This window comes from Pseudomonas sp. p99-361 (assembly GCF_003935475.1).
In the GTDB taxonomy this organism is placed as follows: Bacteria; Pseudomonadota; Gammaproteobacteria; order Pseudomonadales; family Pseudomonadaceae; genus Aquipseudomonas; species Aquipseudomonas juntendi.
In genome coordinates, this window is the sequence record NZ_RHQO01000034.1 from 1 (window position 1) to 25,729 (window position 25,729).

Genomic DNA, 25,729 nt, shown 5'->3' on the forward strand with positions numbered 1-25,729 from the left:
CGCGATTGCGCCGCGCGGGCGGCGCTCGCTCCAACAGGCGCTGCCATACCTTGTGGCAAACACCTGTCAGCCCTAAGACGATCCCTGTGGGAGCTGGCTTGCCTGCGATAGGGCGCGAAGTGGCCTCAATGGCCCTTGATGACCAACGACTTGGGTCTGAACCACCATCCCTGCTGCATCCCTGCCGCCGCCAGCAGGATCAACGCCACCCCCAGCCATTGCAGCGGCGTCAAGCGGTGGTCGAAGGCCACCCAGTCGACCAGGATCGCCGCAATGGGGTAGATGAATGACAACGCCCCGGTCAACGCCGTGGGCAAGCGCTGGATGGCGCTGTACAGCAACACGTACATCAGGCCGGTGTGCACAACCCCCAACGTCAGCAAACTGGCCAGCGCCGGCATTTCACCCGGCAGGCCGCCCAGCTTGGCCCAGGGTGCCAGCAACACCACGCCGGTGCTCACCTGGACCAACGCGATCAGATGCGGCGGCGTACCGCTGAGCCGCTTGATGATCAATGCCGCGATGGCGTACAGCAGCGCCGCGCCCAGCGCCAGGGCAATGCCCAGCAGGTAGTCCTCGCCACCCCCCTGCGCGGCGCCATGGGCACTGACGATGGCCAGCATGCCGAGGAACGCCACGCTCAGCCAGCTCAGCTTGGCCAAGGTGATTTTTTCACCCAGAAACAACGCCGCCAAGCCCACCAGCATGAACGGCTGCACGTTGTACACCGCGGTACCGATGGCAATCGACGCCCGCGAATACGAGGCAAACAACAGCAACCAGTTGCCGACGATGGCCACGCCGCTGGCTATCGCCAGCAGCAGCGCCGGGCGGCTGATCACACCGGGGCGCAGAAAGCCGAACGCGGCACAGATGACCAGCAAGGTCACGGCACCGAACACGCAGCGCCAGAACACCACCTCCAGTACCGGCAGGCCGGACGCCAGCACGAACCAGCCGATGGTCCCGGAAATCAGCATGGCCGCTACCATTTCCAGCGACCCCCGGCGCAATGAATTGTCCATCCCACACCTCCTCTCGTCGATGGCAACAGTATGCAGAGGGCCCCGTGCAACCTTCCAGCCGATTAGCAAGGCAAACCCATAATTTTGCCTTTACTATCAAGGCAAATTCCGCAACCTACCCTTTGAGGTACACATGACCGACGCCATCGACCAACTGTTGATCAACGCGCTGATGGAGGACTCGCGCCGCTCGCTCAAGGCCCTGGCGCAGGTAAGTGGGCTGTCTGCCCCCAGCGTCGGCGAGCGTTTGCGCCGGCTGGAGGAACGTGGCGTGTTGCGCGGGTACACGGTCAATGTCGACCCACGTGCCTTCGGCTACCAGTTGCAAGCCATCGTGCGTATCCGCCCACTGCCCGGGCAATTGCAGGAAGTCGAGCGGCAGATCATTGCCATCCCCGAATTCACCGAGTGCGACAAGGTCACCGGCGAGGACTGCTTCATCGCCAGGCTGCATGTGCGCTCGATGGAGCAGCTGGACACCCTGCTGGACCGCATCAATGTGTTGGCCGAGACCAACACCGCAATCATCAAGAAGAGCCCGGTCAAACGGCGGTTGCCGCCGATGGGGCCAGTACAACCCTGACTGAGGGGCCGGCCAGCAGGGAAAGGGAACGGCTGACTATTATTTGTACACAAGAATGTCACCTTAAGTGCCATTTTTGTGTGCAGTTCTCCAAGCGGCGCCCCAATACGTTACACCCCCACAACAACTAATTTTGACCATTTGATCAAGTTATCCTGCAAACCAAAAAATAAACTTGTTCAAATGGTCAATTTATAACGCCTGTATTTCAGCTAGTTATCCCACACCTGACTCAATCCTGAAAAAAACACGATCAAGAACTGGATTCTATCTGGCACAGAAATGGCTTTTGTGTGCTTATGTTTTGTATACAACTTAAACAAAACATAAATACACAATAACTTGCGGCGCCGACCCATTACCGGCCGCCGCGCCTACAACCCTGTGATGCCAACGCTGCATCGACGAGATGGCGAGCCCGTGCGCATGCCCGCTCATCGCAGTCCATGTGCATCAGGAGCCCGCCGGAATGAGTAGCAGCCTCGATCTTGCCCCTGAACAATCCGTCGTCAGCACCCACCCCAATTCCACCCTTGCCGGCCAGCATCCCGAACTGGCCCTGAGCCCACGCCTGCATAACCGCGACCTTGCCCCCACGCGAAGCGAAGGCCGGCGTTGGGGTGGCTATAGCATCTTCGCGTTGTGGACCAACGATGTGCACAACATTGCCAACTATTCATTCGCCATGGGCTTGTTCGCCCTCGGCCTCGGTGGCTGGCAAATTCTGTTGTCGTTGGCCATTGGCGCCGCGCTGGTGTACTTCTTCATGAACTTGTCCGGTTACATGGGGCAAAAAACCGGGGTGCCGTTCCCGGTCATCAGCCGCATCGCCTTCGGTATCCATGGTGCACAGCTTCCGGCGCTGATCCGGGCGATCATCGCCATCGCCTGGTTCGGCATTCAGACTTACCTGGCCTCGGTCGTGCTGCGGGTACTGCTTACCGCCGTATGGCCGCACATGGCCGCCTACGACCACGACAGCATTCTTGGCCTGTCGAGCCTGGGCTGGGTGTGTTTCGTGGCGATCTGGCTGGTGCAGCTGGTGATTCTTGCCTACGGCATGGAAATGGTACGCCGCTACGAAGGCTTCGCTGGCCCGGTGATTTTGCTGACCGTGGCAGCGCTGGCGGTGTTCATGTACGCCCAGGCTGACGCGCGTATCGCCTGGTCGGTGGCCGAGCCCCTGACCGGCTACGAGATGTGGCGCAACATCTTCGCCGGCGGCGCCCTTTGGCTGGCGATCTACGGCACCCTGGTACTGAACTTCTGCGACTTCGCCCGTTCCTCGCCATGCCGCAAGACCATCCGCGTCGGCAATTTCTGGGGGCTGCCGGTGAACATCCTGGTGTTCGCGGTGATCACCGTGGTGCTTTGCGGTGCGCAATTCCAGATCAACGGGCAGGTCATCGACAGCCCCACGCAAATCGTCGCCGCCATTCCCAGCACCCCCTTCCTGGTACTGGGCTGCCTCGCGTTCCTGATCGTCACTGTGGCGGTCAATATCATGGCCAACTTCGTCGCCCCGGCCTTCGTGCTCAGCAACCTGGCGCCGCGCCACTTGAACTTCCGCCGTGCCGGGCTGATCAGCGCCACCGTGGCGGTGCTGATCCTGCCGTGGAACCTGTACAACAGCCCGCTGGTGATCGTGTACTTCCTGTCGGGGCTGGGCGCCCTGCTCGGCCCGCTGTACGGGGTGATCATGTCCGACTACTGGCTGCTGCGCAAAGGCTGCATCAACGTGCCGCAGCTGTATAGCGAAGACCCCGCCGGCGCCTACCACTACAGCAAAGGCATCAACCTGCGCGCCGTGGCCGCGTTCCTGCCGGCTGCACTGCTGGCCATCGTGCTGGCCCTGGTGCCCAATTTCCACAGTGTGGCGCCGTTTTCCTGGCTGATAGGGGCCGGCATCGCCGCCGCACTCTACCTGCTGATCGCGCCGCGCAACCGCCAGTACCACGATGTCAGCGGCGAGTGCATCGCCGTCGACCACAGCAGCCATTAATCAGGGAAGACTGCCCATGCGTATTCTGATCGCCAACGTCAACACCACCGCAGCCATCACCGAGGCCATCGCCGAACAGGCCCGTACGGTAGCCGCGCCCGGCACCGAGATCGTCGGCCTCACCCCCTGGTTCGGCGCCGAATCGGTGGAAGGCAACTTTGAAAGCTACCTGGCAGCCATAGCGGTGATGGACCGGGTACTGGCCTACGAGGGCCCCTACGACGCCGTGATCCAGGCCGGTTATGGCGAACACGGCCGCGAAGGCCTGCAGGAGCTGCTGAATGTGCCGGTGGTAGACATCACCGATGCCGCTGCCAGCACGGCAATGTACCTGGGCCATGCCTATTCGGTGGTAACGACCCTGGACCGGACCGTACCGCTGATCGAAGACCGCCTGAAGCTTTCTGGCCTGTATGACCGCTGCGCCTCGGTGCGGGCCAGCGGGCTGGCGGTACTGGAGCTGGAAGCCGACCCACAGCGTGCTGTGCAGGCGATTGTGGAGCAGGCCGAACGCGCCGTACGCGAAGACAAGGCCGAGGTGATTTGCCTGGGTTGTGGCGGCATGGCCGGGCTGGACGAGCAGATCCGCCAGCGTACCGGGGTGCCGGTGGTGGATGGCGTGAGTGCGGCGGTGACCATTGCCGAAGCGCTGGTGCGCATGGGGTTGAGTACCTCCAAGGTGCGCACCTATGCCACGCCGCGGGTGAAGAAGGTGGTGGGTTGGCCGATGCGGTTCGGCCGCTAGTCCTTAAGTTGCCAGTACCGGCCTCTTCGCGGGCACGCCCGCTCCCACAGGGCCCCCACAGCCTTCAGGCTTGTGGTTATCTTGTGGGAGCGGGCGTGCCCGCGAAGAGGCCGGCACAGGCCAACACATCACCCGGGCCAATCGCTGCACTGCCACAGCCAAGGACTAAAACCCTCATGTCGGGCAGCAGCGTGGCCAGGTCCAGCGCACGGTTGAGGCCCTGGCAGTTCAACTGGCCTAAGCCCTCGCCGGGTTTCTCGGCATGGCGCAGGAACACCAGCGTTTGGGTGCCATCCACCGGTTGCGCGCGGCTTTCGACAGCCTCCAGCGCCAGCGGCACGGCGACAGCTGTAAGCACCAGGCTCAGTAGCAGGTGACGGCGACGGCGGAAGAATGTTGGCAACTTCATCAAGGCAGGCTCGTGTGGCAGAGAAATCGGGTTACCCGCCACATCGCCCCGGCAATTGCGGGACGCCATCAGTAGTGAATGCCATCCTGGGCGTTGCAAAACGGCCGCTCAATCATCCCGCGTCAGCACTTCCAGCAACTCTATCTCGAAGGTCAGGGCCGAATTCGGCGGAATCGCCCCCACACTGCGCTCGCCATAGCCCAGGTGCGCCGGTACCAGCAGCTTGCGTTTGCCGCCCACGCGCATGCCCATCAGGCCCAGGTCCCAGCCTTTGATCACCCGGCCGGTGCCGATCACGCACTGGAACGGCTTGCCGCGCGACCAGGACGAATCGAACTCACTGCCATCGGCCAGCCAGCCGGTGTACTGGGTAGTGATCAGGGCGCCTTTGACGGCGGCTTTGCCGTCCCCCTCGACCAGTTCGATGATTTGCAGTTCTTGGCTCACGGGCATACTCCAACGCTTGAAAACAAAGCCGCCCTTTTCTCAGGAATGCACCGGTTTGGCAAGCGCGCGTGGTGTTTCGTGCTGGCGCATCGACCACAGCACACCGCCCACCACCAGCACGGGCCTTGGCTGGAAGTCCATGGCCCGTGACCGTATCAACAGCGGCCTGATCCGCCAGGTGTGCGATTTCGAGGTCCGCACCGGCCAGGCCGACTACTTGGTGCATGACCGCCAGACCCTGCCCTCGCCCGCCGCCCAGGTGTTTGCCGAGTGGCTGTCGGCGCAGGCCTGAATTAGCTGTTCTGCTCGAAGACTTCCTGGCCGGTCAGTTCCCTGGTCTGGTTGGCGAAGCAGTACCAGGCGGGTTTCTCTTCGACGAAAATCTGCATGTTGAAATCCCAGTCCTGGTCGCCATCGAGCAGGCCGACCGGTATGGCATGGAAGTCGTTGGCCTTGAGCCGGTAGTACAAGTGCGTGCCGCACTGGCCGCAAAAAGCACGCTGTGCCCAGTCGGAGGAGTCATAAACGCTGGGCGCCCGCCCCTCGATCAGCGGGGGCTTGCTGCAATCAACCACGAGCAGCGGGCCACCGGTCCACTTGCGGCACATGCTGCAATGGCAGGCGGTGATGTGGGTATCGTCGACGGTGATGATAAGCCGGGTGGCGCCGCACAGGCAGGTGCCGTGTTTTTCCAGGGCCATGGCTGGCTCCTTGAACAGGGGTTGGGCCATGTAGGAGCGGCCTTGTGTCGCGATGGGCTGCAAAGCAGCCCCCGGATTGACGCATCAACGCGAAAATCGAGGGGCCGCGTTGCGGCCCGATCGCGACACAAGGCCGCTCCTACAGGCAGACGGTGTCAGCCTGTTAAATATAGACAGTTCCGCGCAGGTACAACGCCGCCCGCCCGCTGATGATCACCCGGCCATTACCCGGTACTTCACACAGCAACTGCCCTTTGCGCGCCCCGCCCTGCTCGCACGCCAGCACTTGCTTGCCCAGCCGCTCGGCCCACAATGGCGCGAGCGAGGTATGCGCCGAACCCGTCACCGGGTCTTCGTTCACACCCACGTTGGGGCCGAACCAGCGGGTGACAAAATCAAAACCACGCCCTGCTGCAGTCACGGCAATGCCGCGCACATCGAAGGCCGACAGTGCAACGAAGTCTGGCTTCAGGGTATCGAGCAGCAATGCGTCATCGATCACCACCACATAGTCGTCACTGCGATACAGCGCCTGCGCCTGGCTCAGGCCCAGCGCTTGCAGCAGGCCCTGCGGCATGTCTTCGGCGAGTGGCTGCTTGGCCGGGAAGTCCATGGCCAACAGGCCGTCCGCACCGCGGCTGACGCGCAGTTCGCCACTGCGGGTATTGAAACGCAGCGCCTGCGCCTGCTCGCCCAGTTGCTCGAACAGTACATAGGCCGAGGCCAAGGTGGCGTGGCCGCACAGATCGACTTCCACGGCCGGGGTGAACCAACGTAGGTCGTAGGTTTCGCCATTGCGCACGAAGTAGGCGGTTTCCGACAGGTTGTTCTCTTCGGCAATGCGTTGCAGTACATCGTCCGGCAGCCAGCTTTGCAAGGGAATCACAGCTGCCGGGTTGCCGCCGAACGGCTCAGCGGAAAAGGCATCGACCTGGAAGATTTCGAGTTGCATGCACACGCTCCTTGTTGCCTGGGCGCTGCCAGGCAGATGTCTGAATAGGGTTACGGGCGTACCGGCGTCAATACCGGCTCACCGGCAAAGAACGCCTGCAGGTTGCGCAGCACCAGGGTCACCGTATCGCGCGCCGCCTCGGGTGACTGTCCGGCTACATGGGGCGTTAGCACGGTGTTGGCCAAGGCTTTCAATGCATCGGGCACAGCCGGTTCGTCGTCGAACACATCCAGCGCGGCGCCGGCCAGTTGGCCACGTTGCAGTGCGGCAACCAGGGCCTGGGTGTCGACCACGCTGGCCCGGGCGATATTCACCAGATAACCTTCGGCGCCCAGCGCCTCCAGCACCCGGGCATCGACCAGATGCCGGGTATTGGCACCACCGGGGGTGGCCACGACCAGGATATCCACGGCATCGGCCAGGTGTTGTGGGCTGTCATACCAGGTGTAGGGCACACCCTGGCGCGGGGTGCGGCTGTGGTAGCTGACGGGCATGTCGAAGCCGAGGTGGGCGCGTTTGGCGATGGCCAGGCCTACGGCGCCAAGGCCGAGAATGCCCAGGCGCTTACCGCTTACCGAAGGGCTGATCACCCGGTTCCACTCGCCGCGGCGAGTGCTGGCATCGCCGCGGGGGATGTCGCGCAGCAGAGCCAGCAGCAGGGCCAGGGTGTGGTCGGCAACGGCAGCAGCATTGGCCCCGGCGCCGTTGGTGACGGTAATGCCGCGTGCGGCGGCGGCGGCTAGGTCGACTTGTTCATAGCCGGCACCGATGACGCAGATGATCTGCAGGTTGGGCAGTGCATCGATTTCGACAGCGGTCAGGCCCAATGGGCCGCGGGTGAGCACGGCGTCGATTTGATTGGCGTGGCGCCGGATGGCATCAGCCCGCTGTTGGGGTGACGGGGCACGAATAAGGCGGTAACCGGCCTGCTCCAGCAAGGGCAGGTAATCATCGACGGTTTCCACGAGTACCAGGACTGTCTTATGCATGCCGCCTCCGTTCACGAAGGGGCATTATGCGGACTTACGCTACAGTACAGTCAATCGCTAATTATCGGTCGAACTGTACTGTACGGGCACCCCTGGCAGTGCGTGGGGCCTGGCAAGCTCGCTACTGCGCGAATGCACGCCCCAACCCACCTGGCACCCCGCTGCTGTCGGTTTCCTGCCAAGGGCCATTCGGGCTCAGCGACCAGCTCCAACCGTTGTCGAAGCGGTAGTAGGTCCGCTGCCGGTAGAACGTGTTGGGTTGTTTATCCAGCACATAGACGCCCAGTTTCGGATCCCAGTGGCTAGCACCACCCGGCGGTGGCGCGAAGCTGGCCGAGGTGCGCGGCATCGGCTTGGGAATGGCCGCCGGCTTGCCTGGCTGGGTAGAAGGCTGGCCGCCGGGCAATGGCTTGACCATCGGCCCCTGGGGCGGCACCCGCTCTATCGGCGGCTCGGGGTGCTCGTAGGGCTGCTGCGTCGTACACGCAGACAAACCCAGGGCCAGGGTAATCAGGGTCAGGCGGACGGCGCTGTGCATGGCATTGCTCTCTTACGGATCGGGGCTGTCGATGGTCAGGTGTTGGGTAGCCTGGGTCGCGCTGGACAGGGGTGCACCTTGGCCGATCCACTCACCTTGGGTCGGCTGGCCAGCACGCGACACACGTGCCATCAGTTGGACTTCGGCAAAGTCGGACAGTTTCATCTGCGGCATCATCGCGTCCGCATCAGACAACTCCACCTCGATCGGCAGCTGCGCCACTGTCACCCGCTTGGCCGCCAACGGCATCGGTGGGCCATTGCTGGCGCGGGCGAAGATGAACACCGTGTCGTCCGGCTTGACCTTGTCCCGCAACGCCGCCGCCAGTTCCACCCGCACCTTCAGGCGCGCCGCGACCGGCGAGGGTTCGTTCGCCCGCGCCGGCGAGCTGCCCAGGCGCTCGGCAGCGCGGTCGATGCCGCCTTGCAATGCCGCGCGCGATGCATCGCCCTCGGGCAACTGCGCCAGCAAACGCTGCCAGTAATCGATGGCTTGCTGGTAACGCTCGCCTTCGAAAGCGGCGATACCGCGCAGCCCCAGGCTGGTAACTTCGTTGGGGTCGCCCTTCAAGGCTTCGTCGGTGAGGGCCTGCAGCTGTGGGCTCCACTGTTTGTCAGCAGCAAAATACAGGGCTTGCGCCCACTGCCCCAGCAGCTCTGGCTGACGCCCGGCCAGGGCCACGGCACGTTCAAAAGTACGCGCAGCATCTGCCGGGCGCTGCTCGGCCATGTAGGCACGGCCGAGGAAGTACACGGCTTCGGCCGAGTCTGGCTGGGCTTGTACCACACGCTCCAGGCGCGTGGTCATTTCCTCCATCGACTTCGGCGCCTGGGCAAACTCCTGGGTCAGGGCCACCTTGTCGGCTGCGCCGAAATGCAGGTACAACCCCAACGCCAGCACCGGCACCAACACCGCGGCCAGCAGGGGGAGTGCCTTGCCCAGGTGGCCTTGGCGCGGGGCGTCAGCGCCCTCGGTGTCGGCCAGCAGCTCACGGGCGGCTTCGTCGCGGCCCTGGGCCAACTGCGCTGCGTCCAGTACCCCGGCAGCCTGCTGCGCAGCCAGTTCGGCGACCCGCTCCTGATACAGGGCCACGTTCAGGGCGGTACGGTCTTCTTCCTGTTGGCGACGACGGCCACGCAGGATCGGAATCAGCAGGAAGCTGAGGGCAGCGAGCAACAACAGGCCCGCGCTAAGCCAGAATTCAATCATGGGTCGGTTCTTTTTCCAGCAGTTTGGCGAGACGCTCGCGTTCTTCAGCAGACAATGCCTCGGTGCCTGGCGTGGCACTGCCACGGCGCCGGCGCACGATCAGCGCCAACACCACGAACCCGCCCGCCAGCAGCAGCCCTGGGCCGAACCACAGCAGCCAGGTGCGACCACTGAGCGCCGGCTTGTAGCGCACGAAATCGCCATAGCGGTCGACCATGAAGTCCACGATCTGCTGGTTGCTCTTGCCCTCGCCCAGCATGCGGAAGATCTCCCGGCGCAGGTCGGCAGCGATGGGGGCGTTGGAGTCGGCAATGTCCTGGTTCTGGCACTTCGGGCAGCGCAGTTCCTTGGTCAACGCCTGGTAACGCTGGCGCTCTGCCTCGTCGCGGAACTGGTAGGTATCGATGGCCGCCTTGGCCACGCTGGCCAGGCTCATGCCCAGCAGCACCGCTGCCAGCCAACGCCTCATGGTTTGGCCTCGTCGACCAGGCCCTGGTACAGCGGCGCCAGTTGCTCACGCCACACCGTGGCATCGACGATGCCCACATGCTTGTAGCGGATGATGCCCTTGGCATCGATCAGGAATGTTTCCGGCGCGCCGTACACCCCCAGGTCCAGGCCCAGGCTGCCCTGCTCGTCACGGATGTCCAGCTGGTAGGGGTTGTGGAAATCGGCCAGCCATTTGCGCGCTGCGGCGTTGTCGTCCTTGTAGTTGACCCCGTGAATCACCACGCCCTGCTGCGCCAGCTGGTTCAGGTACGGGTGCTCCACCTTGCACGACGGGCACCAGGTGGCCCACACGTTGACCAGTGCCGGGCGGCCGTGCAGGTCAGCCTCGGTCAGGGTACGGTCGCCCTGGGTCGAGGCCAGGGAAAACGCCGGGAACGCTTTGCCGATCATTGCCGAGGGCAGCTCGTCTGGCTTGAGGAACAGGCCCTTGTAGAGAAACACCGCCACCAGCAGGAACACTGCCAGGGGCACTACCATGATCCAACGCTTCATGCAGCTGCTCCAGACACGCCCAGGGCTTCACGCACCCGGGTCTTGACCTTGACGCGGTAGCGCCGGTCGAGGGCCGCCAGCAACCCGCCCAGGCCAGTCAACAGACCGCCCAGCCAGATCCAGCGGACATAAGGCTTGATATGCACGCGCACCGCCCAGGCGCCGTTCTCCAGCGGCTCGCCGAGGGCCACGTACAGGTCGCGGGTGAAGCCGGCATCGATGCCGGCTTCGGTCATCATCGACTGCTGCACGGTGTACAGGCGTTTTTCCGGGTGCAGGGTGGTCACAGCCCGGCCATCGCGGCTGACCACGATCGTGCCTTTGTCGGAGATGAAGTTGGGCCCTTCGAAGTGCTTGGCACCTTCGAACAGGAAGTGGTAGCCACCCAACTCGACGCTCTCGCCCGGCGCCATGCGCAGGTCGCGTTCGGCGCTGTTGTTGCTCGACAACACCACGCCCAGCGCGCACACCGCCAGGCCCAGGTGCGCCAGCTGCATGCCCCAGTAACTGCGGCCCAGCCCCGGCAGGCCCTTGACCAGCCCCTTGTGGCGCGTCTTGTCGAGGATGTCACGCAGCCCGCCGAGCACCACCCAGGCAGCCAGGGCGAAGGCAGTCAGCGTCGGCCAGTCGAAGTCATCGACGATCAGGCCGGCCAGCGGTGCAAGGATGGCGCTGCCCACCAGCACCGGGCTCATCATGCTCACCAGCCATTTGCCCGGGGTGTCCTTCCAGCGCACCACCACGCCAATGCTCAACACCACCATCAGCAGCGCCATCAACGGCAGGAACAACGCATTGAAATACGGTGGGCCCACCGACAACTTGGCCCCGGTAAGGGCATCGAGCACCAGGGGGTAAAGGGTGCCGAGCAGGATCATGGATGCCGCCACCACCAGCACCAGGTTGTTGGCCAGCAGCAGTGTTTCCCGCGACCACAGGGCAAAGCCCACCTGGCTTTTGACTACCGGCGCGCGCAGGGCGAACAAGGTCAGCGACCCCCCGACCACGAACAGTAGGAAGATCAGAATGAAAATGCCCCGCGACGGGTCTGCGGCAAACGCGTGCACCGAGGTCAGCACGCCGGAACGCACCAGGAAGGTGCCCAGCAGGCTCAGCGAGAACGCGGCAATCGCCAGGAGCACGGTCCAGCTCTTGAACACCCCGCGCTTTTCGGTCACCGCCAGCGAGTGGATCAGCGCAGTGCCCACCAGCCAGGGCATGAACGAGGCGTTTTCCACCGGGTCCCAGAACCACCAGCCACCCCAGCCCAGTTCATAGTAGGCCCACCATGAGCCCAAGGTAATGCCCACCCCCAGAAACGCCCAGGCGACGATGGTCCATGGCCGCGACCAGCGCGCCCAGGCGGCATCCAGGCGGCCACCGAGCAAGGCGGCGATGGCGAAGGCAAAGGCCACCGAGAAGCCCACGTAGCCCATGTACAGCATGGGCGGGTGCACGATCAGGCCGAAGTCCTGCAGCAGCGGGTTGAGGTCGCGGCCGTCGGTCGGCACCTGCGGCAGCATACGCTGGAACGGGTTGGAGGTGATGATCAGAAAGCTCAGGAAACCTACGCTGATCATGCCCATCACTGCCAGCACGCGGGCCAGCATCACCTGCGGCAACTGCCGCGAGAACACCGACACGGCAAAGGTCCAGCCACCGAGAATCAGCGCCCACAACAACAAAGAGCCTTCGTGGGCGCCCCACACGGCGCTGAACTTATAGTACCACGGCAAGGCGCTGTTGGAGTTGCTGGCCACGTAGGCCACCGAAAAGTTGTCGGTCATGAAGGCGTGGGTCAGGCAGGCGAAGGCGAACGCAAGGAACGCGAACTGCCCCCAGGCCGCAGGCCGTGCCAGGCTCATCCACAGACTGTCGCCGCGCCAGGCGCCAAGCAGCGGCACGCTGGCCTGCACGGCTGCAAAGCAGATGGCCAGGATCATCGCCAGCTGGCCCAGTTCAGGTATCACCAGTGCGGCGTTCATGGCTTGCTCCCCCCGCCAGCGGCTGCCTGGCCGCTTTCCTTGAGGGCCTTGGTAACCTCGGGCGGCATGTATTTCTCGTCATGCTTGGCCAGCACTTCATCGGCTACCACCACGCCCTGGTCATTGAGCTTGCCCAGGGCGACGATGCCCTGCCCTTCGCGGAACAGGTCGGGCAGAATGCCGCGGTAGGTGATCGGCACCGATTTGTTGAAATCGGTGACCACGAAGCGTACGTCCAGCGAGTCGGACGAGCGTTGCACCGAGCCTTTCTCGACCATGCCGCCCGCGCGGATACGGGTGTCCAGCGGCGCTTCGCCATTGGCAATTTGAGTGGGGGTATAGAACAGGTTGATGTTCTGCTGCAGTGCGCTCAAGGCAAAGCCGACGGCAACCCCGACGCCGACCAACAGGCCGGCGATGAGCAACAGGCGTTTCTTGCGCTGCGGATTCACTGGTTGTTCTCCCGGCGCAAACGGCGCGCCTCTTCTTGCAGGTAGCGACGGCGAGCCAGCAGCGGCGCGGCGACATTCAGCGCCAGCACCACCAGGCAGATGCCATAGGCCGACCACACGTACAGGCCGTGGTGGCCCATGGCAAGGAATTCGCCGAAGGTGGCAAAGCTCATGGTGCGGCCCTCCGCCCAAGGCTGTTCAAGACTTCGTCCTTGACCCAACTGGCGCGCGCCTCGCGCTTTAGCACTTCCAGGCGCATGCGCAGCAGCAGCACAGCGCCGAAGAAGCAGTAGAAACCCAGCGCCGTGCACAGCAGCGGCAGCCACATTTCTGCCGGCATCGCCGGTTTTTCGGTGAGGGTGAAGGTGGCGCCCTGATGCAGCGTGTTCCACCACTCCACCGAGTACTTGATGATCGGGATGTTCACCACGCCGACGATCGCCAGCACCGCACAGGCTTTGGCTGCGCTGTCACGATTACTGATCGCCTGGCCCAGCGCAATAATGCCGAAGTACAGGAACAGCAGGATAAGCATGGACGTAAGTCGGGCATCCCACACCCACCAACTGCCCCAGGTCGGCTTGCCCCAGATGGCACCGGTGACCAGCGCCATCGCGGTCATCCAGGCGCCGATCGGGGCGGCACATTGCAGGGCGACATCGGCCAGCTTCATCTTCCACACCAGCCCCACCACCCCGGCCACGGCCAGCAGCACATAGCAGGACTGCGCCAGCATCGCCGCCGGCACGTGGATATAGATGATGCGGAAGCTGTTGCCTTGCTGGTAGTCCTGGGGGGCGAAGGCCAGGCCCCAGGTGATGCCGACCAGCAGCAGAAGCACGGCGGCAGTGGCCAGCCATGGCAGCATGCGGCCGCTGATGGCATAGAACCATTTCGGGGAGCCCAGCTTGTGGAACCACGTCCAGCTTATTTTCATCAGGGTACATCCAGGGTATTTGCCGGGCTTGAGAGCCCGGGACTCGTTATTCGCCGACGCTGATCTTCAGCCCGGCCGCTATCGCAAAGGGTGCCAGGGTCACGGCCAGGGCGGTGAGGCTGGCGAGCCAGAGCAAATGGCCGGTTGCCGGCATATTCTGCAACGCCGCTTGCAACGCACCACTGCCCAGGATCAATACAGGGATATACAACGGCAAAATCAGCAACGCCAGTAACAAACCACCGCGCTTGAGGCCAACGGTCAGCGCCGCGCCTACAGCACCCAGCAAGCTCAGCACTGGCGTACCCAGCAGCAGTGAAGCAAGCAGCACCGGCAGGCAGTGGCCGGGCAAGCCGAGCATCAAGGCCAGCAGCGGCGCCAACAATACCAGCGCCAGCCCGGAAAAGATCCAGTGCGCCAGCACCTTGGCCAGCACCAGCAGCGCCAGCGGGTGCGGCGACAGCACCCACTGCTCCAGCGAGCCGTCCTCGAAATCACTGCGGAACAGGCCGTCCAGCGACAGCAGCACCGCCAGCAACGCGGCCACCCACACCAGGCCCGGCGACAAGGTTTGCAACAATTGGCTCTCGGGGCCAACCGCCAGCGGGAACAGGGCCACGACGATGGCGAAGAACACCAGCGGGTTGGCCAATTCGGCCGGGCGCCGGAACAACAGGCGCGCTTCACGGCGCAGCAACAGGATGAATACGCTCATGCCGCCCATTGCCCCAGGTTCAGTTCACGGTAACCGCCTGGCTTGCGCGTCAGCGTATGGTGGGTGGTCAGCACGACGGTGCCGCCCTGCTCGCAGTGCGCCGCCAGGTGTGCTTCCAGTTGCGCCACGCCTTGCTTGTCGAGGGCGGTGAACGGCTCATCGAGAATCCACAGCGGCGGCCCGGCCAGGTGCAAGCGGGCCAGGGCCACGCGGCGCTGCTGGCCGGCCGACAGGGTGTGGCAAGGCACGTCTTCGAACCCGCGCAGGCCCACCGCCGCCAGCGCCGCCCAGATAGCCTCGCGGCTGGCCGGTTGATGCAGGGCGCACAGCCAGGTGAGGTTTTCCTCGGCGGTCAGCAGGTCCTTGATGCCGGCGGCATGGCCAATCCATAGCAGGAGGCTGGCCATGGCATGACGCTGCTCAGCCAACGGCTTGCCCCCCAGCAGGATCTGCCCGGCCGTTGGCTGCATCAGCCCGGCCAACAGGCGCAGCAGGCTGGTCTTGCCACTGCCGTTGGGCCCACTGATCTGCAGCATGTCGCCCGCGCCCAGCTCGAAATCGAGTTGCTCGAACAGCAGGCGCCAGTCGCGCTCGCAGGCCAGGCCTGCGGCTTGGAGGTGGAAGGTCACGGTTTCGCCTTATGTGTAGAGGGCCTCAGGTCGGTGTTGCCTGGTTGGCAGGCGAGCCAACCTGAAGCCCGTGTCTCAAGTCGCCCGGTGCGCTGCCGTTATACTGGCAACCACGGGCGGTCGGCATTATTGCACGCGCCGCTGCGCTGCCAAGAGGCCGGGTCCGACAGGTTGTATACAATCATGACTGAAATCAATAGTCTCGGCGCACAAACTGCGCTTGGCAACCAAGCCACCAAGGCGGCCATGACCGGCGAGGTCCTGCGCCTGGTCCAGCCCCAGCCTGGTTTGCTGGCGCCCGGCGAAACCGCGCAAGCCCAAGTGCTGGCGTTGCGCCAGAGCGGCCAGGAGTTCCAGCTGCTCCTGCGGCTGGTCCAGGCCAACGGCGCACAGACCCAGCTGCAGGCCAGCGCCGGCCAACCCCTGGCCCCAGGTAGCCAGGTTACCGTCAGCCAGACCGAAGGCAATCGCCTGGCCATTTTATTGCAGCAGGCCACTGCCAGCCAGGTCGCCACCCTGACCCGCCTGGATACCCGCGAGGTGCCTGTCGGCACGCTCCTGCAAGGCAAGGTCCTGACCAACCAGGCATTGGCCCAGGCGCCTGGGCAGGCGCCGGTCTATCGGGCACTGATCAGTTTGCTCAACAGCGCCCAGGCCGGCGCCACCCTGAGCGTCGACAGCCCGCGCCCGCTGGCGGTTGGCAGCCTGCTCAGCGCGCTGGTGCAAGGTGATCAGTCACTGCGCTTCGTACCACTGAGCGGCAGGCAGGACCAACTGAGCATCGCTCAGCAGCTAATGACCCAACAGAACCGCCAGGCCTCGCTGCCCGGCCTGCTCGACGCGCTGCAGCAGCTCACCCGCAACGCCGACGCCCCTGGCGACCTGCGCGCCAGCGCCGAACGCCTGCTGGCCGGCCTGCCGGACGTACGGCAACTGGCGGACGCCAAAGGCGTGGCACAAGCCCTGAGCAACAGCGGCGCCTTCCTTGAAGCAAAATTGCTGGGGGGCTACCCAGCCGCTGTCGCCACCGACCTCAAGGCCCACCTGCTGCGGCTGGTGGCGCAGGCACCGAACCTGCCGCCCGGCACGCCAAGCCTGGCTCCGGACAGCCTGGCCGTGACCATGCCCGCCGTGGCACGCGGAGCCCTGGGCCTGCTCGAACGGGTCAGCCCCAAGCCACAGCCCGGGGCATTCCCGCTGCCGTCGCGGTTGCTGAATGCGCTGGAAGACGAAGGCGACCTGCAACAGCTGCTGCGCTTGGCCGCAGCGGCCATTTCCCGCCTGCAGAGCCACGCCATGAGCAGCCTGCAACAAAGCGGCACACTGGAAAACGGCAACCTGCAGACCACGTGGCAAACCGAAGTGCCGATTCGCCACGGCCAAGAGTTCATTCCCTTGCAGGTCAAACTGCAGCGCGAAGAAACGCCGCGCCAGCAGGCCGATCGTGAACATGAAGCAGCAGACTCGCTGCGAGCCCTTTGGCGTATCGACCTGGCTTTCGACCTGCCCCCGCTGGGCCCCATGCAGGTCCAGGCCCAGTTGAATCAAGGACAGCTGTCGGGCCAGCTGTGGGCCGAGCGCGAGCCGACGGCGCGCCTGATCGACAGCCAGCTGGGCAGCCTGCGCGAACGCTTGCATGCCCGCGGCGTGGAGGTCGGCGACCTCGAATGCCGCGCGGGCATCCCGCCGCAAGGGCCCCGTACCCGAGTAGAACAACGCTGGGTGGACGAAAACGCATGAACGACCGACAACCCCGCCAGGCCATTGCCTTGAGCTACGATGGCCAGCAGGCGCCGAGCCTGACGGCCAAAGGTGACGACAGCATAGCCGAGGCCATACTGGCCCTGGCCCGCGAGCACGAGGTTCCGATCTATGAAAACGCCGAACTCGTACGCTTGCTGGCGCGCCTGGAACTGGGCGAGCAGATCCCCGAGGCGCTGTACCTGACCATCGCCGAAATCATCGCCTTTGCCTGGCAACTGCGTGGCAAGGTGCCCGTGGGCTTCGACGACGAACCGCCGGGCGAGCGCGACATTACCCCTGCGCCTTCGCCGATGAACGTGCTGCCAGGGGATGACAGCATTAATTAGCACTTGACCGGTGTGCCCGCTGGCTACCCTGCAACGCCCGATAGCCACGGACACCCAATGATGAACTTCCCACAACCCATGAAGCAGCGCCTGTTGCACAGTGCGCTGGCCCAGATGCCGCGCCCGGACACATTGGCCGACAAGCTTTTGCGCGATTGGCTAGCGCAACGCGGTGTGCTCCTGTCCCCCGCGGATATCGACGTCGTCACGTTCCACTACCAGGACCCAGAGCGCGAAGAAGGCCAGCCCTGGCTCCCCCCCCAGGCCAAGGTGATTCAACGCGTCAGCCTGACCGACGCCCTGCTGGCCAACTGGCAAGGGGAACCCTGTACAGGCAGTGGCGGATTCCACTTTGGCGATTGGGCGGGTATGGCGCCGCTGCACGCGGTGACATTTGTCGACCGTATGCGGCCACCCCCCCTGCTTTCCAACGCGATGTCTTACCTGATCTTCAACGGCCTGTATCGGCGTACCCCGAAAAAGGAGCTCAGCCCGGCGACACTGCTGCCCATCCGCGCCGAAGTCTTCCAGGACTATGTATGGGGTTTGCACCTGCACGAACGGCTGAAGGCGCAACTGGACAGCTATTGGCAGCAGAGCCGGACAGACTACGCACGCGCACTGGAAATTGCCTTCATCACCGCCTGCAACAACCAAGTCAGTGAGGGTAGCCTGAGTGTCCCTGCCTGGCGCCTGGCCTGGCAGGCCGGCGGCCTGTTGCCCCTGGACACGCGGGCGATAACCACCCGCCTGCTGAATGTGTACGGTTATCACAGTACATCGATCATCTACATAAAGGCCGACGACAGCAGCACCGTCGTCCTTTATTTGCCGGGCAACGCGTCGCCCCTGCACGAGTTCCCGGACCTGTCTGCGCTCAAGCACTGGTTTGCCGAGCAATGCAAAGACCCAACCCGCCGCGAGTGGCTGCAGCAATGCTTCTCGCCCGCGGACTGGGCGGACGGGCTGGAATTCAGCGGCCTCGTCACGGCCTTGAAAGGGCTGGGCTGCTATCCCGCGGCGCATCGCCTGCCCGACGATCAACCTGGCTTTGCCACCAGTGGCATATGGGACCCTGAAGAGACGATCGAATTCGGATCGCCCACCCACAGCTTGCCTATCGACGGTAACCTGTTCGACCACTTGGCCGATCGCCAGAAACAGCGCAGCTACGATGACCTGGATTACCGCGTCATCACCAACCGCCAGGTCAACAAAACGCACTGGGGCAGCTACCTGAACGTTGCCCAGTGCCTGCTGGCGCCTTTATGCGTGGTGGTACCCGAGCTTCTGCCGGTGATGGTGCTGGGCGGCGTGGCACAATTCAGCCTGGGCATGGACCAGGTGATCAACGGCCACTCGCTGGACGAAAAGGCCGAGGGGGTCGAAAACCAGGTCTTCGGCCTGTTCAATGCCTTGCCCTTGCCCATCGGCATTGCCCGCGCCAGCCAGGCGTTCCACTACCGTTTGCCAGGTTTGCTACAGCCGACCCAGTTGGCGGATGTGCTGGGCGAAGCGGCCAATGTAAGCGTGCCAACGGATGCGTTGCAGCTGGTACCGGCACAAGCGGCGTTCCGTGACACGGTGCGGATTACGACAGGCTCGCAAAGTGTAGTGGTGACCCGCGTGGGGGATAATCTGGGCCACTACTTCGAGGGTACATTCCAGGCGCCCCAGGGCATCAAGACGCAACCCGTGGTGTATGACCTGCACACCGACAGTTTCATCAAGCTCTCTGAATACAGGCAACCCACACCTGAGCGCTGGGTAATCGACAGCGGCGGATCAGCAGCTCTGGTGCGGATTGCCGACGCCCAGCGGGTCGTCACCGACGCACAGCGCATGGGCACCCTACGGCAGCTAGGTATCCAGCTGGATCTACCCATGGACTACACGCACTTCGACACCCTGGAGCGCACGCCAATTCCGCGCATCGTTTCCAGTCTATGGGTGGGTGACAAGGCCATTTCCCCGGTTTTCCTGGAGGCGCTGGTGCACAATGCCGAAGCCCTGGAAGACACTGGGTACCAGTACCAACTGTTCCTTTCGCGGCAGAGCCCGAGGGCCTATAGCGCCAACCTCACGCTGCTCAGGAGCAGAACACTCCACATGAGCGTCCTGCCGCTCGAGGATCAACCGTTCTACCAGGCGTTCGCCAGTTCGCCCTATTTCGCCCAGTACCAGGCGGCGCTGGGGATCACCAACCCAGGCATCACCAATTTCAGCTCGGCCAGCGACATCCTGCGCTACCGCATGCTCAAGCAGATCGGTGGGTTCTATCTGGATGCCGACGACCGGCTGCTCAACGCCGCTTCGGGGCCAGGCAACCCACCGCTGGCCAGCCAGACCTTGCGCACGACCGCCGATGGCTTGCTTTTGTACCCCCCGGTCTGTAATGACCAACTGGGTTTCTACATTCAGTACAACAGCAGCATGATCGGCAGCCACCCGGGCAATCCCACCCTGGACGCCATTTCCGAGGCGATCCTGCAACGCTTCCAGCAAGACCCGACGTTCTACACCGAACGGCCCGACCGGGTCTTCAACCCTGTGGCCTTCAACGCTTATGCCCGCCGCCTCAGCCGCTTGAGCGGGCCGGGTGTACTCAATGACGTGATCGACGCGCGCCTGCCCTGGCTACGGCAGTTGCGCGAAATGTGCAGGCTGCTGGTTTCCCCCATCTACGACATTCACGGCGCCCTGGACACCAGCCAGTTGACCCGGCTGATCCGTGAGCATGTGCCGCTCGACCGTTTCTTCGAGGCCGGCCGGGCACATAGCTGGGAACAGAACTGAAGGGTGATAGCGGGCGTATGTAGTTATCTACCACTGGCGTGCAGCGTGATCCAGCAACCTTGCAGCACCCACTCACGCAAGGTAACCACGATGCGCACTACCGGGATCAACGCCACTGGCGTGCACTATGTCCGCGATCATCTGAACCATGTCCCTCGGCCCGATCGGCAGGCCAGTCAGGCCGTCAGGCAATGGTTCGCCGAGCAGGGCCACGACCTCGACCCCGACCGGGTCGATGTGGTGACCCTGCACTACCGTTCCGACCACAAGGGCGGCAGCCTGGCAGAGGTCAGGCAATGCGTCAGCCTGACCCAGGCCGTGCTCAGCAACTGGCAGGGCGAAAGCAATAACGACCTGTTCGGCGCCTTGTTCCGTGCGCCCTGGGCTGGCACCCTGCCAGAAAGCCCGGTGCGGATCGTCAACGCCCTGCCCGCCCGGGGTTTCAACCACTATGGCGCCGAGTTTTCGGTGTTCAACGGGCTGTTCCACCGCACCGAACCAGCGCGCTACGACGCCACCACCCATGTGCCGATAGCCGCCGAAAGCTTCCAGCAGTTCATCGAGAACCTGGACTTCCAGGCACCCTTCAAGAATACCCTGCACACCTACTGGCGCGACCACATGGGCGCCCACCGCCTGGCTTGCAAGCTCAATTTCATTGCCGCCTGCAACAAGCAGGTCAGCGAAGGCAGCCTCAGCGAAGCGGCACGTAAACTGCTGTGGCAAGCGGCCGATTTGATGCCGCGGGTCGACAAGCTGCGCATGAGCACCCTGAGCATCTATGGCTACGCCGCCACCGACCTGCTGTACCTGTGCAACCCAGGCACGGACCTGACAGTGCTCTACATACCTGGCAACAGTTCACCCTTGCTGGAGTTCGCCAGTGAAAACACGCTGAAAGACTGGATTGGCGAGCAATGCAAAGACCCGCTCAAGCGTGAAGCCCTGAAACAGCATTTCCGCCTGGCCGACAGGCCGCAGGGCGTGGATTTCAGCGGGTTGGATACCGCACTCGATGGACTGGCCGAATATCCCCGGCGCCACGCCTTGCCACCGGAGCACGGCATGTTCAACAACGACGGTATCTGGCCGCCGCGCACCTATGTCAACTACCGGCCGAGCCGCTACAACCCGAGGATCACCGGCGACTTGTTCCAGGCGCTGGCCGAGCGCCAACGCCAACGCAGCTTCGATGACGCCGACTTCATCATCACCAGCGACAGCCAGGTCAGCAAAGCCAAGTGGCGGGGCTACCTGCTCACCACCCTCAACTTGCTGGCACCGCTGTGCCTGGTGGTGCCCGGCCTGGCACCGGTGTTGGCGCTCGGCGGCATTGCGCAGTTGGGCCTTGGCTTGGATGAGGCGATCAATGGCAAGACCCTGCAGGCACGGCAGGACGGTGTCGCCAACATCACCTGGGGGCTGTTCAATGCTGTGCCATTGCTGTTGACTGGGGCGGCCAAAGCCTCGGCACTGTTCGCGTTCAAAAGCGATGGCTTCGTGCCGCCGATTCGGCTCAACGACCAGATCGGTTACCCAATGAGCCCGGTGCGCCCCCCCGTATTGCTAGCCCCGGCGCCCGAAGGTGCGCCCTACTTCCATATCTGCGAACCGATCCCGCCGCTGCCGCAGGCCGACCCGCTCACCGCCGACGCCGTGATCCGCAGGCCGAGGTACAACGGCATGCCGGACACCCTGGAATCGGTGATCGACGACTACATCAAGGAGGTGGTGTATGACCTTGAACGGGATGCCTTCATCCTGGACGAGGACATCAACGACGTTGAGCCCGTTGGCTACGTGGCAAGCCCTGATGCTCGCGGCCTGGTACCCGAGCCCCGCGAGCGCGTAGTCACCGATGCGATGCGCACCGCCACCCTGCGCGCGCTGGGTATCGACCTGGTGCTGCCGGGTGAAATCCCACGCGCCCCCGCCAACAGCTTGCCCATCCCCAAGCGGATTTCCTGCCTCTGGGTAGGTGACAAGACCTTGCGCCCGGCCTTGCTGAGCAACCTTGCCCACAATGTCGCGGCGCTGGAAAACAGTGATTACAGCCTGCGCCTGTTCCTGTCCACGGCCAACCCTGGCGCTCACGAAGAAAACCTGCGTCTGCTGGCCGAACAGGCGCCGGGGCTGCAGGTGCTACCCCTGGAAGAGCAAGCGTTCTTCAGGGCATTCCAGCAGACCAAGTACTATGCCCAGTACGACGCGGCCCTGGACGGCAATGGTGGCGTGGCCACCAACTATGCGTCGGCAAGCGATGTGCTGCGCTACCCGCTGCTACACCATGAAGGGGGGCTGTACATGGACGTCGACGACACGCTACGGGTGCCAGGCAAGGCCGGGCAACCCCAGGTGGGGGAACCACCGGCAACGCCCACCGAAGCGATTCAAGACGTAGCGCTGTGCATCCCGGCAGATGGCTTGCTGCTGGCGCCGCCGATGGCCAACGAGAAACTGAGCATGAACTGCCTGTATAACACCAGCCAGATCGGTAGCCACCCTGGCAACCCGACCCTGGAGGCGATCAGCGAGGAAATGCACGCACGCTTCCGCCTGCATTCGGACTTCTATGACCACAGGCCCAGCCTGGCCGAAGACCCCTCGAACTTCTACCGTTATGCCAGCCGCCTGAGCTACCTGACCGGCCCGCGCCTGCTCAGCGACGTGATCGACCAGCAATTGCCCAACCTCGCAACCTTGCGCCAGATGGTCAACCTGTACAACATCCCGCGCATCAATACCGCCACCTTCATCAACACCAGCGCGTTGAGGGAGGCCGTGCACCAGCAATTGCCGCTCAACCGCATCGCCACTGTCGGCGGCAATCACTCCTGGGTCCAGACCTGAGCCTGGGCGCAGGCCTGAGCGGGCCTTGAAGCGGCCCGCCAGGCTCAGTCGCTACGGTGCAGCTTGCTCATCAGCTCTGCCTCGGCCTGGGTCAGGCCGCAACTCTCGGTCAGCTCGGCGATGCTGGCGCCCATGCCGACCAGCTTGGCTGCCTGGGAGAACGTCACGTTATGAGGGTCGCGTTGCTCCAGTTGCTGGATCCGGTCCGGCAAGGGGGCAACCGCCACGTTCAGCTCGTGCAGCGCGTCCCCCATGCGCACCGTGACGTTCTGGTAGTCATCCAGGCGTTTGGCGAGGTCCTTGATGCGCTGGTCGCGCAAGGCATCGCCCACAGCCTGCTGCGCGGCCACTTCGCGCTGGCGCTTGCTGTAGTTGAGGAAGAACCAGAGGCTCAAGGCCCACAGCAACGCCAGAAAGATTACCGCAACCTCGAAGATCAACTCAGATGTTCTCCAGCTCGGACCACTCTTCCTCAGTCATCATCTTGTCCAGTTCGACCAGGATCAGCAGCTCGCCGTTCTTGTTGCACACGCCCTGGATGAACTTGGCCGACTCCTCGTTACCCACGTTCGGCGCGGTTTCGATTTCCGACTGGCGCAGGTAGACCACCTCGGCCACGCTGTCGACCAGGATACCGACCACTTGCTTGTCGGCCTCGATGATGACGATACGGGTGTTGTCGGTGACTTCGGTCGGCATCAGGCCAAAGCGCTGGCGGGTATCGATCACCGTTACCACGTTGCCTCGCAGGTTGATGATGCCCAGCACATAGCTGGGCGCACCCGGCACCGGCGCGATCTCGGTGTAACGCAGCACTTCCTGCACCTGCATCACGTTGATGCCGTAGGACTCGTTGTCCAGCCGGAAGGTTACCCACTGCAGGATTGGATCTTCAGAACCTTGTGCAGACGACTTTTTCATTCCCCTAGCCCTCTAAATCCGCTTTCTGGCGGTTGTGTTCGGTGTCATTTGTTTGTCGTGCAGCTGCTTGACCGCGCCGCTGGCGATCAGCTCGGCCAGCGCGGCAACGTCGAGCAATGCACACATGTGTTCAATAACCGTGCCGGCCAACCACGGGCGCTGGCCACGCTGGCTGCGCCACTTGATTTCCGACGGGTCCAGGCGCAACGAACGGCTGACCTGGTGCACGGCCAGCCCCCATTCGTAGCCCTGCACCGAAATCACGTACTGCAGGCCCTGGCGGAAATCGTCGCGGTAGCGGTCGGGCATCACCCAGCGCGCCGTATCCAGGACCTTGAGGTTGCCCGCCTGGCAGGTGAGGATGCCAAGGAACCATTCGGGCTGACCGAACAGCGGTGTCAGCTCCTGGCCGGCCAGGGTGTAGATCGAGCCCAGGCACACCAGTGGTACGGCCAGGGTCAGGCCGGCGACATCGAACAACAGGCATTCGAAGGGTTCGGCGGCCCAGGCCGGGCGGCCGTCGACAGTGGCCGGTGGCACGGGCGGCGCTGGCAGGTGCACGTCGACCAGTGGCAGCGCCGGTTCCAGCGCAGGCGCTTCGCCCAGCACTGGAATGGCCGCCTCGGCCACCACCTCCTGCTCCACCACCGTCACCACCGGCGGGTCTACCGGCATCACGCTGGGCAACACCGCCAGGCGGGGTTCGGCGAAAGGCCGAGGCGCAGGGCGGGCAACGGCCACGAGCGGTTCGGCAGGTTGCGGCTGGCGGGCATCGCGGGCCTGTTCCTCGCGCACGGCTTCAGCGAACTCATCGGCTGCAGCGGGCTCTACGGGGGGCTGCAACAGCGCCTCGTCTTCGGTGGCCTCCTGCAGCAGGCCATCCAGATACGATTGCAAGGCCATCTGTGGCCGGGTGCCGGTGTACCGGGTCTGGGTCATCAGGCCACCTGCGCTGCGGGTTTGTAGGTCAACAGGTGCTTGAGCAGTGCCCGGTAGGCGACCAGCCCACGGCTCTTGGCGTCGAACTGCGAGGGCGTCACGCCCTTGCGGCTGGCGTCGCGCAGGCGCGTATCGACCGGGATGTAGCCCTGCCATACATGCTGGCCGTAGGTGTCACGCAGCAGCTTGAGGGTGCCCAGCGAGGCCTGGGTGCGGCGGTCGAACAGCGTCGGCACGATCTGGTACGGCAGCGCCTGCTTGCGTGACCGGTTGACCATGGCCAGGGTCGCGACCATGCGCTCAAGCCCCTTCACCGCAAGAAACTCGGTTTGCACCGGGATCACTAACTGCTGGCTGGCGGCCAGGGCATTGACCATCAGCACGCCGAGCAAGGGTGGGCTGTCGATCAAGGCAAAGTCGAAATCCTGCCACAACTGCGCCAGACTCTTGGCGATCACCAGGCCCAGGCCATTCTGCCCCGGCGACTGGCGCTCCAGTACGGCCAGCGCGGTGCTCGACGGCAACAGCGAAATCCGCTCGTCGCTGGTGGGCAGCAGCAGTTGCCCCGGCAAGCCCTCAGGCACGCTGCCTTTGTGCAGGAACAGGTCGTAGCAACTGTGCTCAAGGGCATCAGGGTTGTGGCCGAAGTAACTGGTCATCGAACCGTGCGGGTCCAGGTCGACGACGACCACGCGCTTGCCGGCCTCGGCCAGCAGGCCGGCCAAAGCGATGGTCGTGGTGGTCTTGCCGACGCCACCTTTTTGATTGGCTACTGCCCAGACTCTCATCAAGCAAACTCTATGTATTGATTTG

The 25,729-nt window shown here is 63.9% G+C and carries 27 protein-coding genes and 1 pseudogene; 8 read left to right on the forward strand and 20 right to left on the reverse strand.

What is annotated here, in order from left to right:
• Positions 1 to 125 precede the first annotated feature (125 nt).
• Positions 126 to 1,025 carry a DMT family transporter gene (locus EGJ22_RS15845; protein WP_009681950.1) on the reverse strand — a complete coding sequence of 300 codons (900 nt, stop codon included), beginning with the start codon at positions 1,023 to 1,025 and terminating at the stop codon, positions 126 to 128.
• A gap of 133 nt (positions 1,026 to 1,158) precedes the next feature.
• Between EGJ22_RS15845 and EGJ22_RS15850 the strand changes: the two genes are divergently transcribed.
• The 3 genes from EGJ22_RS15850 (at position 1,159) to EGJ22_RS15860 (ending at position 4,355) form a co-directional block, all read left to right on the forward strand.
• Positions 1,159 to 1,608 carry an Lrp/AsnC family transcriptional regulator gene (locus tag EGJ22_RS15850; protein ID WP_009681949.1) on the forward strand — a complete coding sequence of 150 codons (450 nt, stop codon included), beginning with the start codon at positions 1,159 to 1,161 and terminating at the stop codon, positions 1,606 to 1,608.
• Positions 1,609 to 2,077: 469 nt separating this feature from the next.
• Complete coding sequence (locus EGJ22_RS15855; RefSeq protein ID WP_009681948.1) at positions 2,078 to 3,610, forward strand: NCS1 family nucleobase:cation symporter-1; 1,533 nt, start codon at positions 2,078 to 2,080, stop codon at positions 3,608 to 3,610.
• Between the two features lie 16 nt (positions 3,611 to 3,626).
• On the forward strand, positions 3,627 to 4,355 hold the full coding sequence (locus tag EGJ22_RS15860) for an aspartate/glutamate racemase family protein (protein ID WP_009681947.1): 729 nt from the start codon (positions 3,627 to 3,629) through the stop codon (positions 4,353 to 4,355).
• Between the two features lie 178 nt (positions 4,356 to 4,533).
• On the opposite strand, the pseudogene EGJ22_RS15865 reads toward EGJ22_RS15860, so the two are convergent.
• Together EGJ22_RS15865 and EGJ22_RS15870 are read right to left on the reverse strand one after the other, a co-directional pair.
• A pseudogene (locus tag EGJ22_RS15865) lies at positions 4,534 to 4,764 on the reverse strand (histidine phosphatase family protein); the annotation flags it as partial.
• Between the two features lie 108 nt (positions 4,765 to 4,872).
• On the reverse strand, positions 4,873 to 5,211 hold the full coding sequence (locus EGJ22_RS15870) for an FKBP-type peptidyl-prolyl cis-trans isomerase (protein ID WP_009681945.1): 339 nt from the start codon (positions 5,209 to 5,211) through the stop codon (positions 4,873 to 4,875).
• A gap of 55 nt (positions 5,212 to 5,266) precedes the next feature.
• On the opposite strand from EGJ22_RS15870, the gene EGJ22_RS15875 reads away from it, so the two are divergent.
• Positions 5,267 to 5,503, forward strand: coding sequence for a LysR family transcriptional regulator (locus EGJ22_RS15875; protein WP_009681944.1), 237 nt, complete (start codon positions 5,267 to 5,269; stop codon positions 5,501 to 5,503).
• A gap of 1 nt (position 5,504) precedes the next feature.
• On the opposite strand, the gene EGJ22_RS15880 is transcribed toward EGJ22_RS15875, so the two are convergent.
• The 13 genes from EGJ22_RS15880 to ccmA all read right to left on the reverse strand — a co-directional run bounded on the left by EGJ22_RS15880 (position 5,505) and on the right by ccmA (position 15,320).
• Positions 5,505 to 5,912, reverse strand: a complete 408-nt coding sequence (locus tag EGJ22_RS15880; protein ID WP_029885663.1) for a GFA family protein — start codon at positions 5,910 to 5,912, stop codon at positions 5,505 to 5,507.
• 163 nt (positions 5,913 to 6,075) lie between these two features.
• Positions 6,076 to 6,864 (reverse strand): PhzF family phenazine biosynthesis protein, encoded by a 789-nt coding sequence (locus tag EGJ22_RS15885; protein WP_009681942.1) that lies wholly within the window; start codon positions 6,862 to 6,864, stop codon positions 6,076 to 6,078.
• 50 nt (positions 6,865 to 6,914) lie between these two features.
• Positions 6,915 to 7,853 carry a 2-hydroxyacid dehydrogenase gene (locus tag EGJ22_RS15890; RefSeq protein ID WP_009681941.1) on the reverse strand — a complete coding sequence of 313 codons (939 nt, stop codon included), beginning with the start codon at positions 7,851 to 7,853 and terminating at the stop codon, positions 6,915 to 6,917.
• Positions 7,854 to 7,974: 121 nt separating this feature from the next.
• Positions 7,975 to 8,391 (reverse strand): hypothetical protein, encoded by a 417-nt coding sequence (locus EGJ22_RS15895; protein ID WP_009681940.1) that lies wholly within the window; start codon positions 8,389 to 8,391, stop codon positions 7,975 to 7,977.
• Positions 8,392 to 8,403: 12 nt separating this feature from the next.
• A complete protein-coding gene (ccmI, locus tag EGJ22_RS15900; RefSeq protein ID WP_029885662.1) occupies positions 8,404 to 9,600 on the reverse strand; it encodes a c-type cytochrome biogenesis protein CcmI in 1,197 nt (398 codons plus the stop codon).
• Positions 9,593 to 10,069: a cytochrome c-type biogenesis protein gene (locus EGJ22_RS15905; protein WP_009681937.1), complete on the reverse strand. Its 477-nt coding sequence runs from the start codon at positions 10,067 to 10,069 to the stop codon at positions 9,593 to 9,595. The genes ccmI and EGJ22_RS15905 overlap by 8 nt, the downstream gene beginning before the upstream one ends.
• Positions 10,066 to 10,602: a DsbE family thiol:disulfide interchange protein gene (locus EGJ22_RS15910; RefSeq protein ID WP_009681936.1), complete on the reverse strand. Its 537-nt coding sequence runs from the start codon at positions 10,600 to 10,602 to the stop codon at positions 10,066 to 10,068. The genes EGJ22_RS15905 and EGJ22_RS15910 overlap by 4 nt, the downstream gene beginning before the upstream one ends.
• Positions 10,599 to 12,572, reverse strand: a complete 1,974-nt coding sequence (locus EGJ22_RS15915; RefSeq protein ID WP_172828403.1) for a heme lyase CcmF/NrfE family subunit — start codon at positions 12,570 to 12,572, stop codon at positions 10,599 to 10,601. The genes EGJ22_RS15910 and EGJ22_RS15915 overlap by 4 nt, the downstream gene beginning before the upstream one ends.
• 11 nt (positions 12,573 to 12,583) lie before the next feature.
• Positions 12,584 to 13,039, reverse strand: a complete 456-nt coding sequence (gene ccmE / locus EGJ22_RS15920; RefSeq protein WP_009681934.1) for a cytochrome c maturation protein CcmE — start codon at positions 13,037 to 13,039, stop codon at positions 12,584 to 12,586.
• Positions 13,036 to 13,212, reverse strand: a complete 177-nt coding sequence (gene ccmD / locus EGJ22_RS15925) for a heme exporter protein CcmD (RefSeq protein WP_009681933.1) — start codon at positions 13,210 to 13,212, stop codon at positions 13,036 to 13,038. Before ccmD ends, ccmE begins: the two co-directional genes overlap by 4 nt.
• Positions 13,209 to 13,976: a heme ABC transporter permease gene (locus EGJ22_RS15930; protein WP_009681932.1), complete on the reverse strand. Its 768-nt coding sequence runs from the start codon at positions 13,974 to 13,976 to the stop codon at positions 13,209 to 13,211. The genes ccmD and EGJ22_RS15930 overlap by 4 nt, the downstream gene beginning before the upstream one ends.
• A gap of 46 nt (positions 13,977 to 14,022) precedes the next feature.
• The gene (gene ccmB / locus EGJ22_RS15935; protein WP_009681931.1) at positions 14,023 to 14,700 is read right to left on the reverse strand and encodes a heme exporter protein CcmB; all 678 of its coding nucleotides are present in this window, start codon (positions 14,698 to 14,700) and stop codon (positions 14,023 to 14,025) included.
• On the reverse strand, positions 14,688 to 15,320 hold the full coding sequence (gene ccmA, locus EGJ22_RS15940) for a cytochrome c biogenesis heme-transporting ATPase CcmA (protein WP_009681930.1): 633 nt from the start codon (positions 15,318 to 15,320) through the stop codon (positions 14,688 to 14,690). The genes ccmB and ccmA overlap by 13 nt, the downstream gene beginning before the upstream one ends.
• Positions 15,321 to 15,503: 183 nt before the next feature.
• On the opposite strand from ccmA, the gene EGJ22_RS15945 reads away from it, so the two are divergent.
• From EGJ22_RS15945 to EGJ22_RS15960, 4 genes are all read left to right on the forward strand, one after another.
• Positions 15,504 to 17,060 (forward strand): flagellar hook-length control protein FliK, encoded by a 1,557-nt coding sequence (locus EGJ22_RS15945; protein ID WP_029885660.1) that lies wholly within the window; start codon positions 15,504 to 15,506, stop codon positions 17,058 to 17,060.
• A complete protein-coding gene (locus tag EGJ22_RS15950; protein WP_009681927.1) occupies positions 17,057 to 17,410 on the forward strand; it encodes an EscU/YscU/HrcU family type III secretion system export apparatus switch protein in 354 nt (117 codons plus the stop codon). Before EGJ22_RS15945 ends, EGJ22_RS15950 begins: the two co-directional genes overlap by 4 nt.
• A gap of 60 nt (positions 17,411 to 17,470) precedes the next feature.
• On the forward strand, positions 17,471 to 20,206 hold the full coding sequence (locus EGJ22_RS15955; RefSeq protein ID WP_009681926.1) for a dermonecrotic toxin domain-containing protein: 2,736 nt from the start codon (positions 17,471 to 17,473) through the stop codon (positions 20,204 to 20,206).
• A 90-nt stretch (positions 20,207 to 20,296) separates the two neighbouring features.
• A complete protein-coding gene (locus EGJ22_RS15960) occupies positions 20,297 to 23,056 on the forward strand; it encodes a dermonecrotic toxin domain-containing protein (RefSeq protein WP_009681925.1) in 2,760 nt (919 codons plus the stop codon).
• A 44-nt stretch (positions 23,057 to 23,100) separates the two neighbouring features.
• Here the strand turns inward: EGJ22_RS15960 and EGJ22_RS15965 are convergent, their stop codons facing one another.
• The 4 genes from EGJ22_RS15965 to EGJ22_RS15980 are packed head-to-tail and all read right to left on the reverse strand — an operon-like array spanning position 23,101 to position 25,704.
• A complete protein-coding gene (locus tag EGJ22_RS15965) occupies positions 23,101 to 23,496 on the reverse strand; it encodes a DUF2802 domain-containing protein (RefSeq protein ID WP_009681924.1) in 396 nt (131 codons plus the stop codon).
• Position 23,497: 1 nt separating this feature from the next.
• Entirely contained in the window at positions 23,498 to 23,977 is a 480-nt protein-coding gene (locus tag EGJ22_RS15970; protein WP_003254393.1) for a chemotaxis protein CheW, read from the reverse strand.
• 12 nt (positions 23,978 to 23,989) lie between these two features.
• A complete protein-coding gene (locus EGJ22_RS15975; RefSeq protein WP_009681923.1) occupies positions 23,990 to 24,916 on the reverse strand; it encodes a CheW domain-containing protein in 927 nt (308 codons plus the stop codon).
• Positions 24,916 to 25,704: a ParA family protein gene (locus tag EGJ22_RS15980; RefSeq protein ID WP_009681922.1), complete on the reverse strand. Its 789-nt coding sequence runs from the start codon at positions 25,702 to 25,704 to the stop codon at positions 24,916 to 24,918. The genes EGJ22_RS15975 and EGJ22_RS15980 overlap by 1 nt, the downstream gene beginning before the upstream one ends.
• Positions 25,705 to 25,729: the final 25 nt, after the last annotated feature.

Bases quoted from the DNA above. Each gene is read 5' to 3' on its own strand.
- EGJ22_RS15930 (WP_009681932.1), bottom strand. From the start codon at position 13,976: ATGAAAATAAGCTGGACGTGGTTCCACAAGCTGGGCTCCCCGAAATGG.
- EGJ22_RS15885 (WP_009681942.1), bottom strand. From the start codon at position 6,864: ATGCAACTCGAAATCTTCCAGGTCGATGCCTTTTCCGCTGAGCCGTTC.
- EGJ22_RS15860 (WP_009681947.1), top strand. From the start codon at position 3,627: ATGCGTATTCTGATCGCCAACGTCAACACCACCGCAGCCATCACCGAG.
- EGJ22_RS15980 (WP_009681922.1), bottom strand. From the start codon at position 25,704: ATGAGAGTCTGGGCAGTAGCCAATCAAAAAGGTGGCGTCGGCAAGACC.
- EGJ22_RS15880 (WP_029885663.1), bottom strand. From the start codon at position 5,912: ATGGCCCTGGAAAAACACGGCACCTGCCTGTGCGGCGCCACCCGGCTT.
- EGJ22_RS15945 (WP_029885660.1), top strand. From the start codon at position 15,504: ATGACTGAAATCAATAGTCTCGGCGCACAAACTGCGCTTGGCAACCAA.
- EGJ22_RS15955 (WP_009681926.1), top strand. From the start codon at position 17,471: ATGAACTTCCCACAACCCATGAAGCAGCGCCTGTTGCACAGTGCGCTG.
- EGJ22_RS15975 (WP_009681923.1), bottom strand. From the start codon at position 24,916: ATGACCCAGACCCGGTACACCGGCACCCGGCCACAGATGGCCTTGCAA.
- ccmB (WP_009681931.1), bottom strand. From the start codon at position 14,700: ATGGGCGGCATGAGCGTATTCATCCTGTTGCTGCGCCGTGAAGCGCGC.
- ccmD (WP_009681933.1), bottom strand. From the start codon at position 13,212: ATGAGCTTTGCCACCTTCGGCGAATTCCTTGCCATGGGCCACCACGGC.
- EGJ22_RS15845 (WP_009681950.1), bottom strand. From the start codon at position 1,025: ATGGACAATTCATTGCGCCGGGGGTCGCTGGAAATGGTAGCGGCCATG.
- EGJ22_RS15855 (WP_009681948.1), top strand. From the start codon at position 2,078: ATGAGTAGCAGCCTCGATCTTGCCCCTGAACAATCCGTCGTCAGCACC.
- EGJ22_RS15970 (WP_003254393.1), bottom strand. From the start codon at position 23,977: ATGAAAAAGTCGTCTGCACAAGGTTCTGAAGATCCAATCCTGCAGTGG.
- EGJ22_RS15895 (WP_009681940.1), bottom strand. From the start codon at position 8,391: ATGCACAGCGCCGTCCGCCTGACCCTGATTACCCTGGCCCTGGGTTTG.
- EGJ22_RS15910 (WP_009681936.1), bottom strand. From the start codon at position 10,602: ATGAAGCGTTGGATCATGGTAGTGCCCCTGGCAGTGTTCCTGCTGGTG.
- EGJ22_RS15890 (WP_009681941.1), bottom strand. From the start codon at position 7,853: ATGCATAAGACAGTCCTGGTACTCGTGGAAACCGTCGATGATTACCTG.
- EGJ22_RS15850 (WP_009681949.1), top strand. From the start codon at position 1,159: ATGACCGACGCCATCGACCAACTGTTGATCAACGCGCTGATGGAGGAC.
- ccmI (WP_029885662.1), bottom strand. From the start codon at position 9,600: ATGATTGAATTCTGGCTTAGCGCGGGCCTGTTGTTGCTCGCTGCCCTC.
- EGJ22_RS15905 (WP_009681937.1), bottom strand. From the start codon at position 10,069: ATGAGGCGTTGGCTGGCAGCGGTGCTGCTGGGCATGAGCCTGGCCAGC.
- EGJ22_RS15950 (WP_009681927.1), top strand. From the start codon at position 17,057: ATGAACGACCGACAACCCCGCCAGGCCATTGCCTTGAGCTACGATGGC.
- EGJ22_RS15960 (WP_009681925.1), top strand. From the start codon at position 20,297: ATGCGCACTACCGGGATCAACGCCACTGGCGTGCACTATGTCCGCGAT.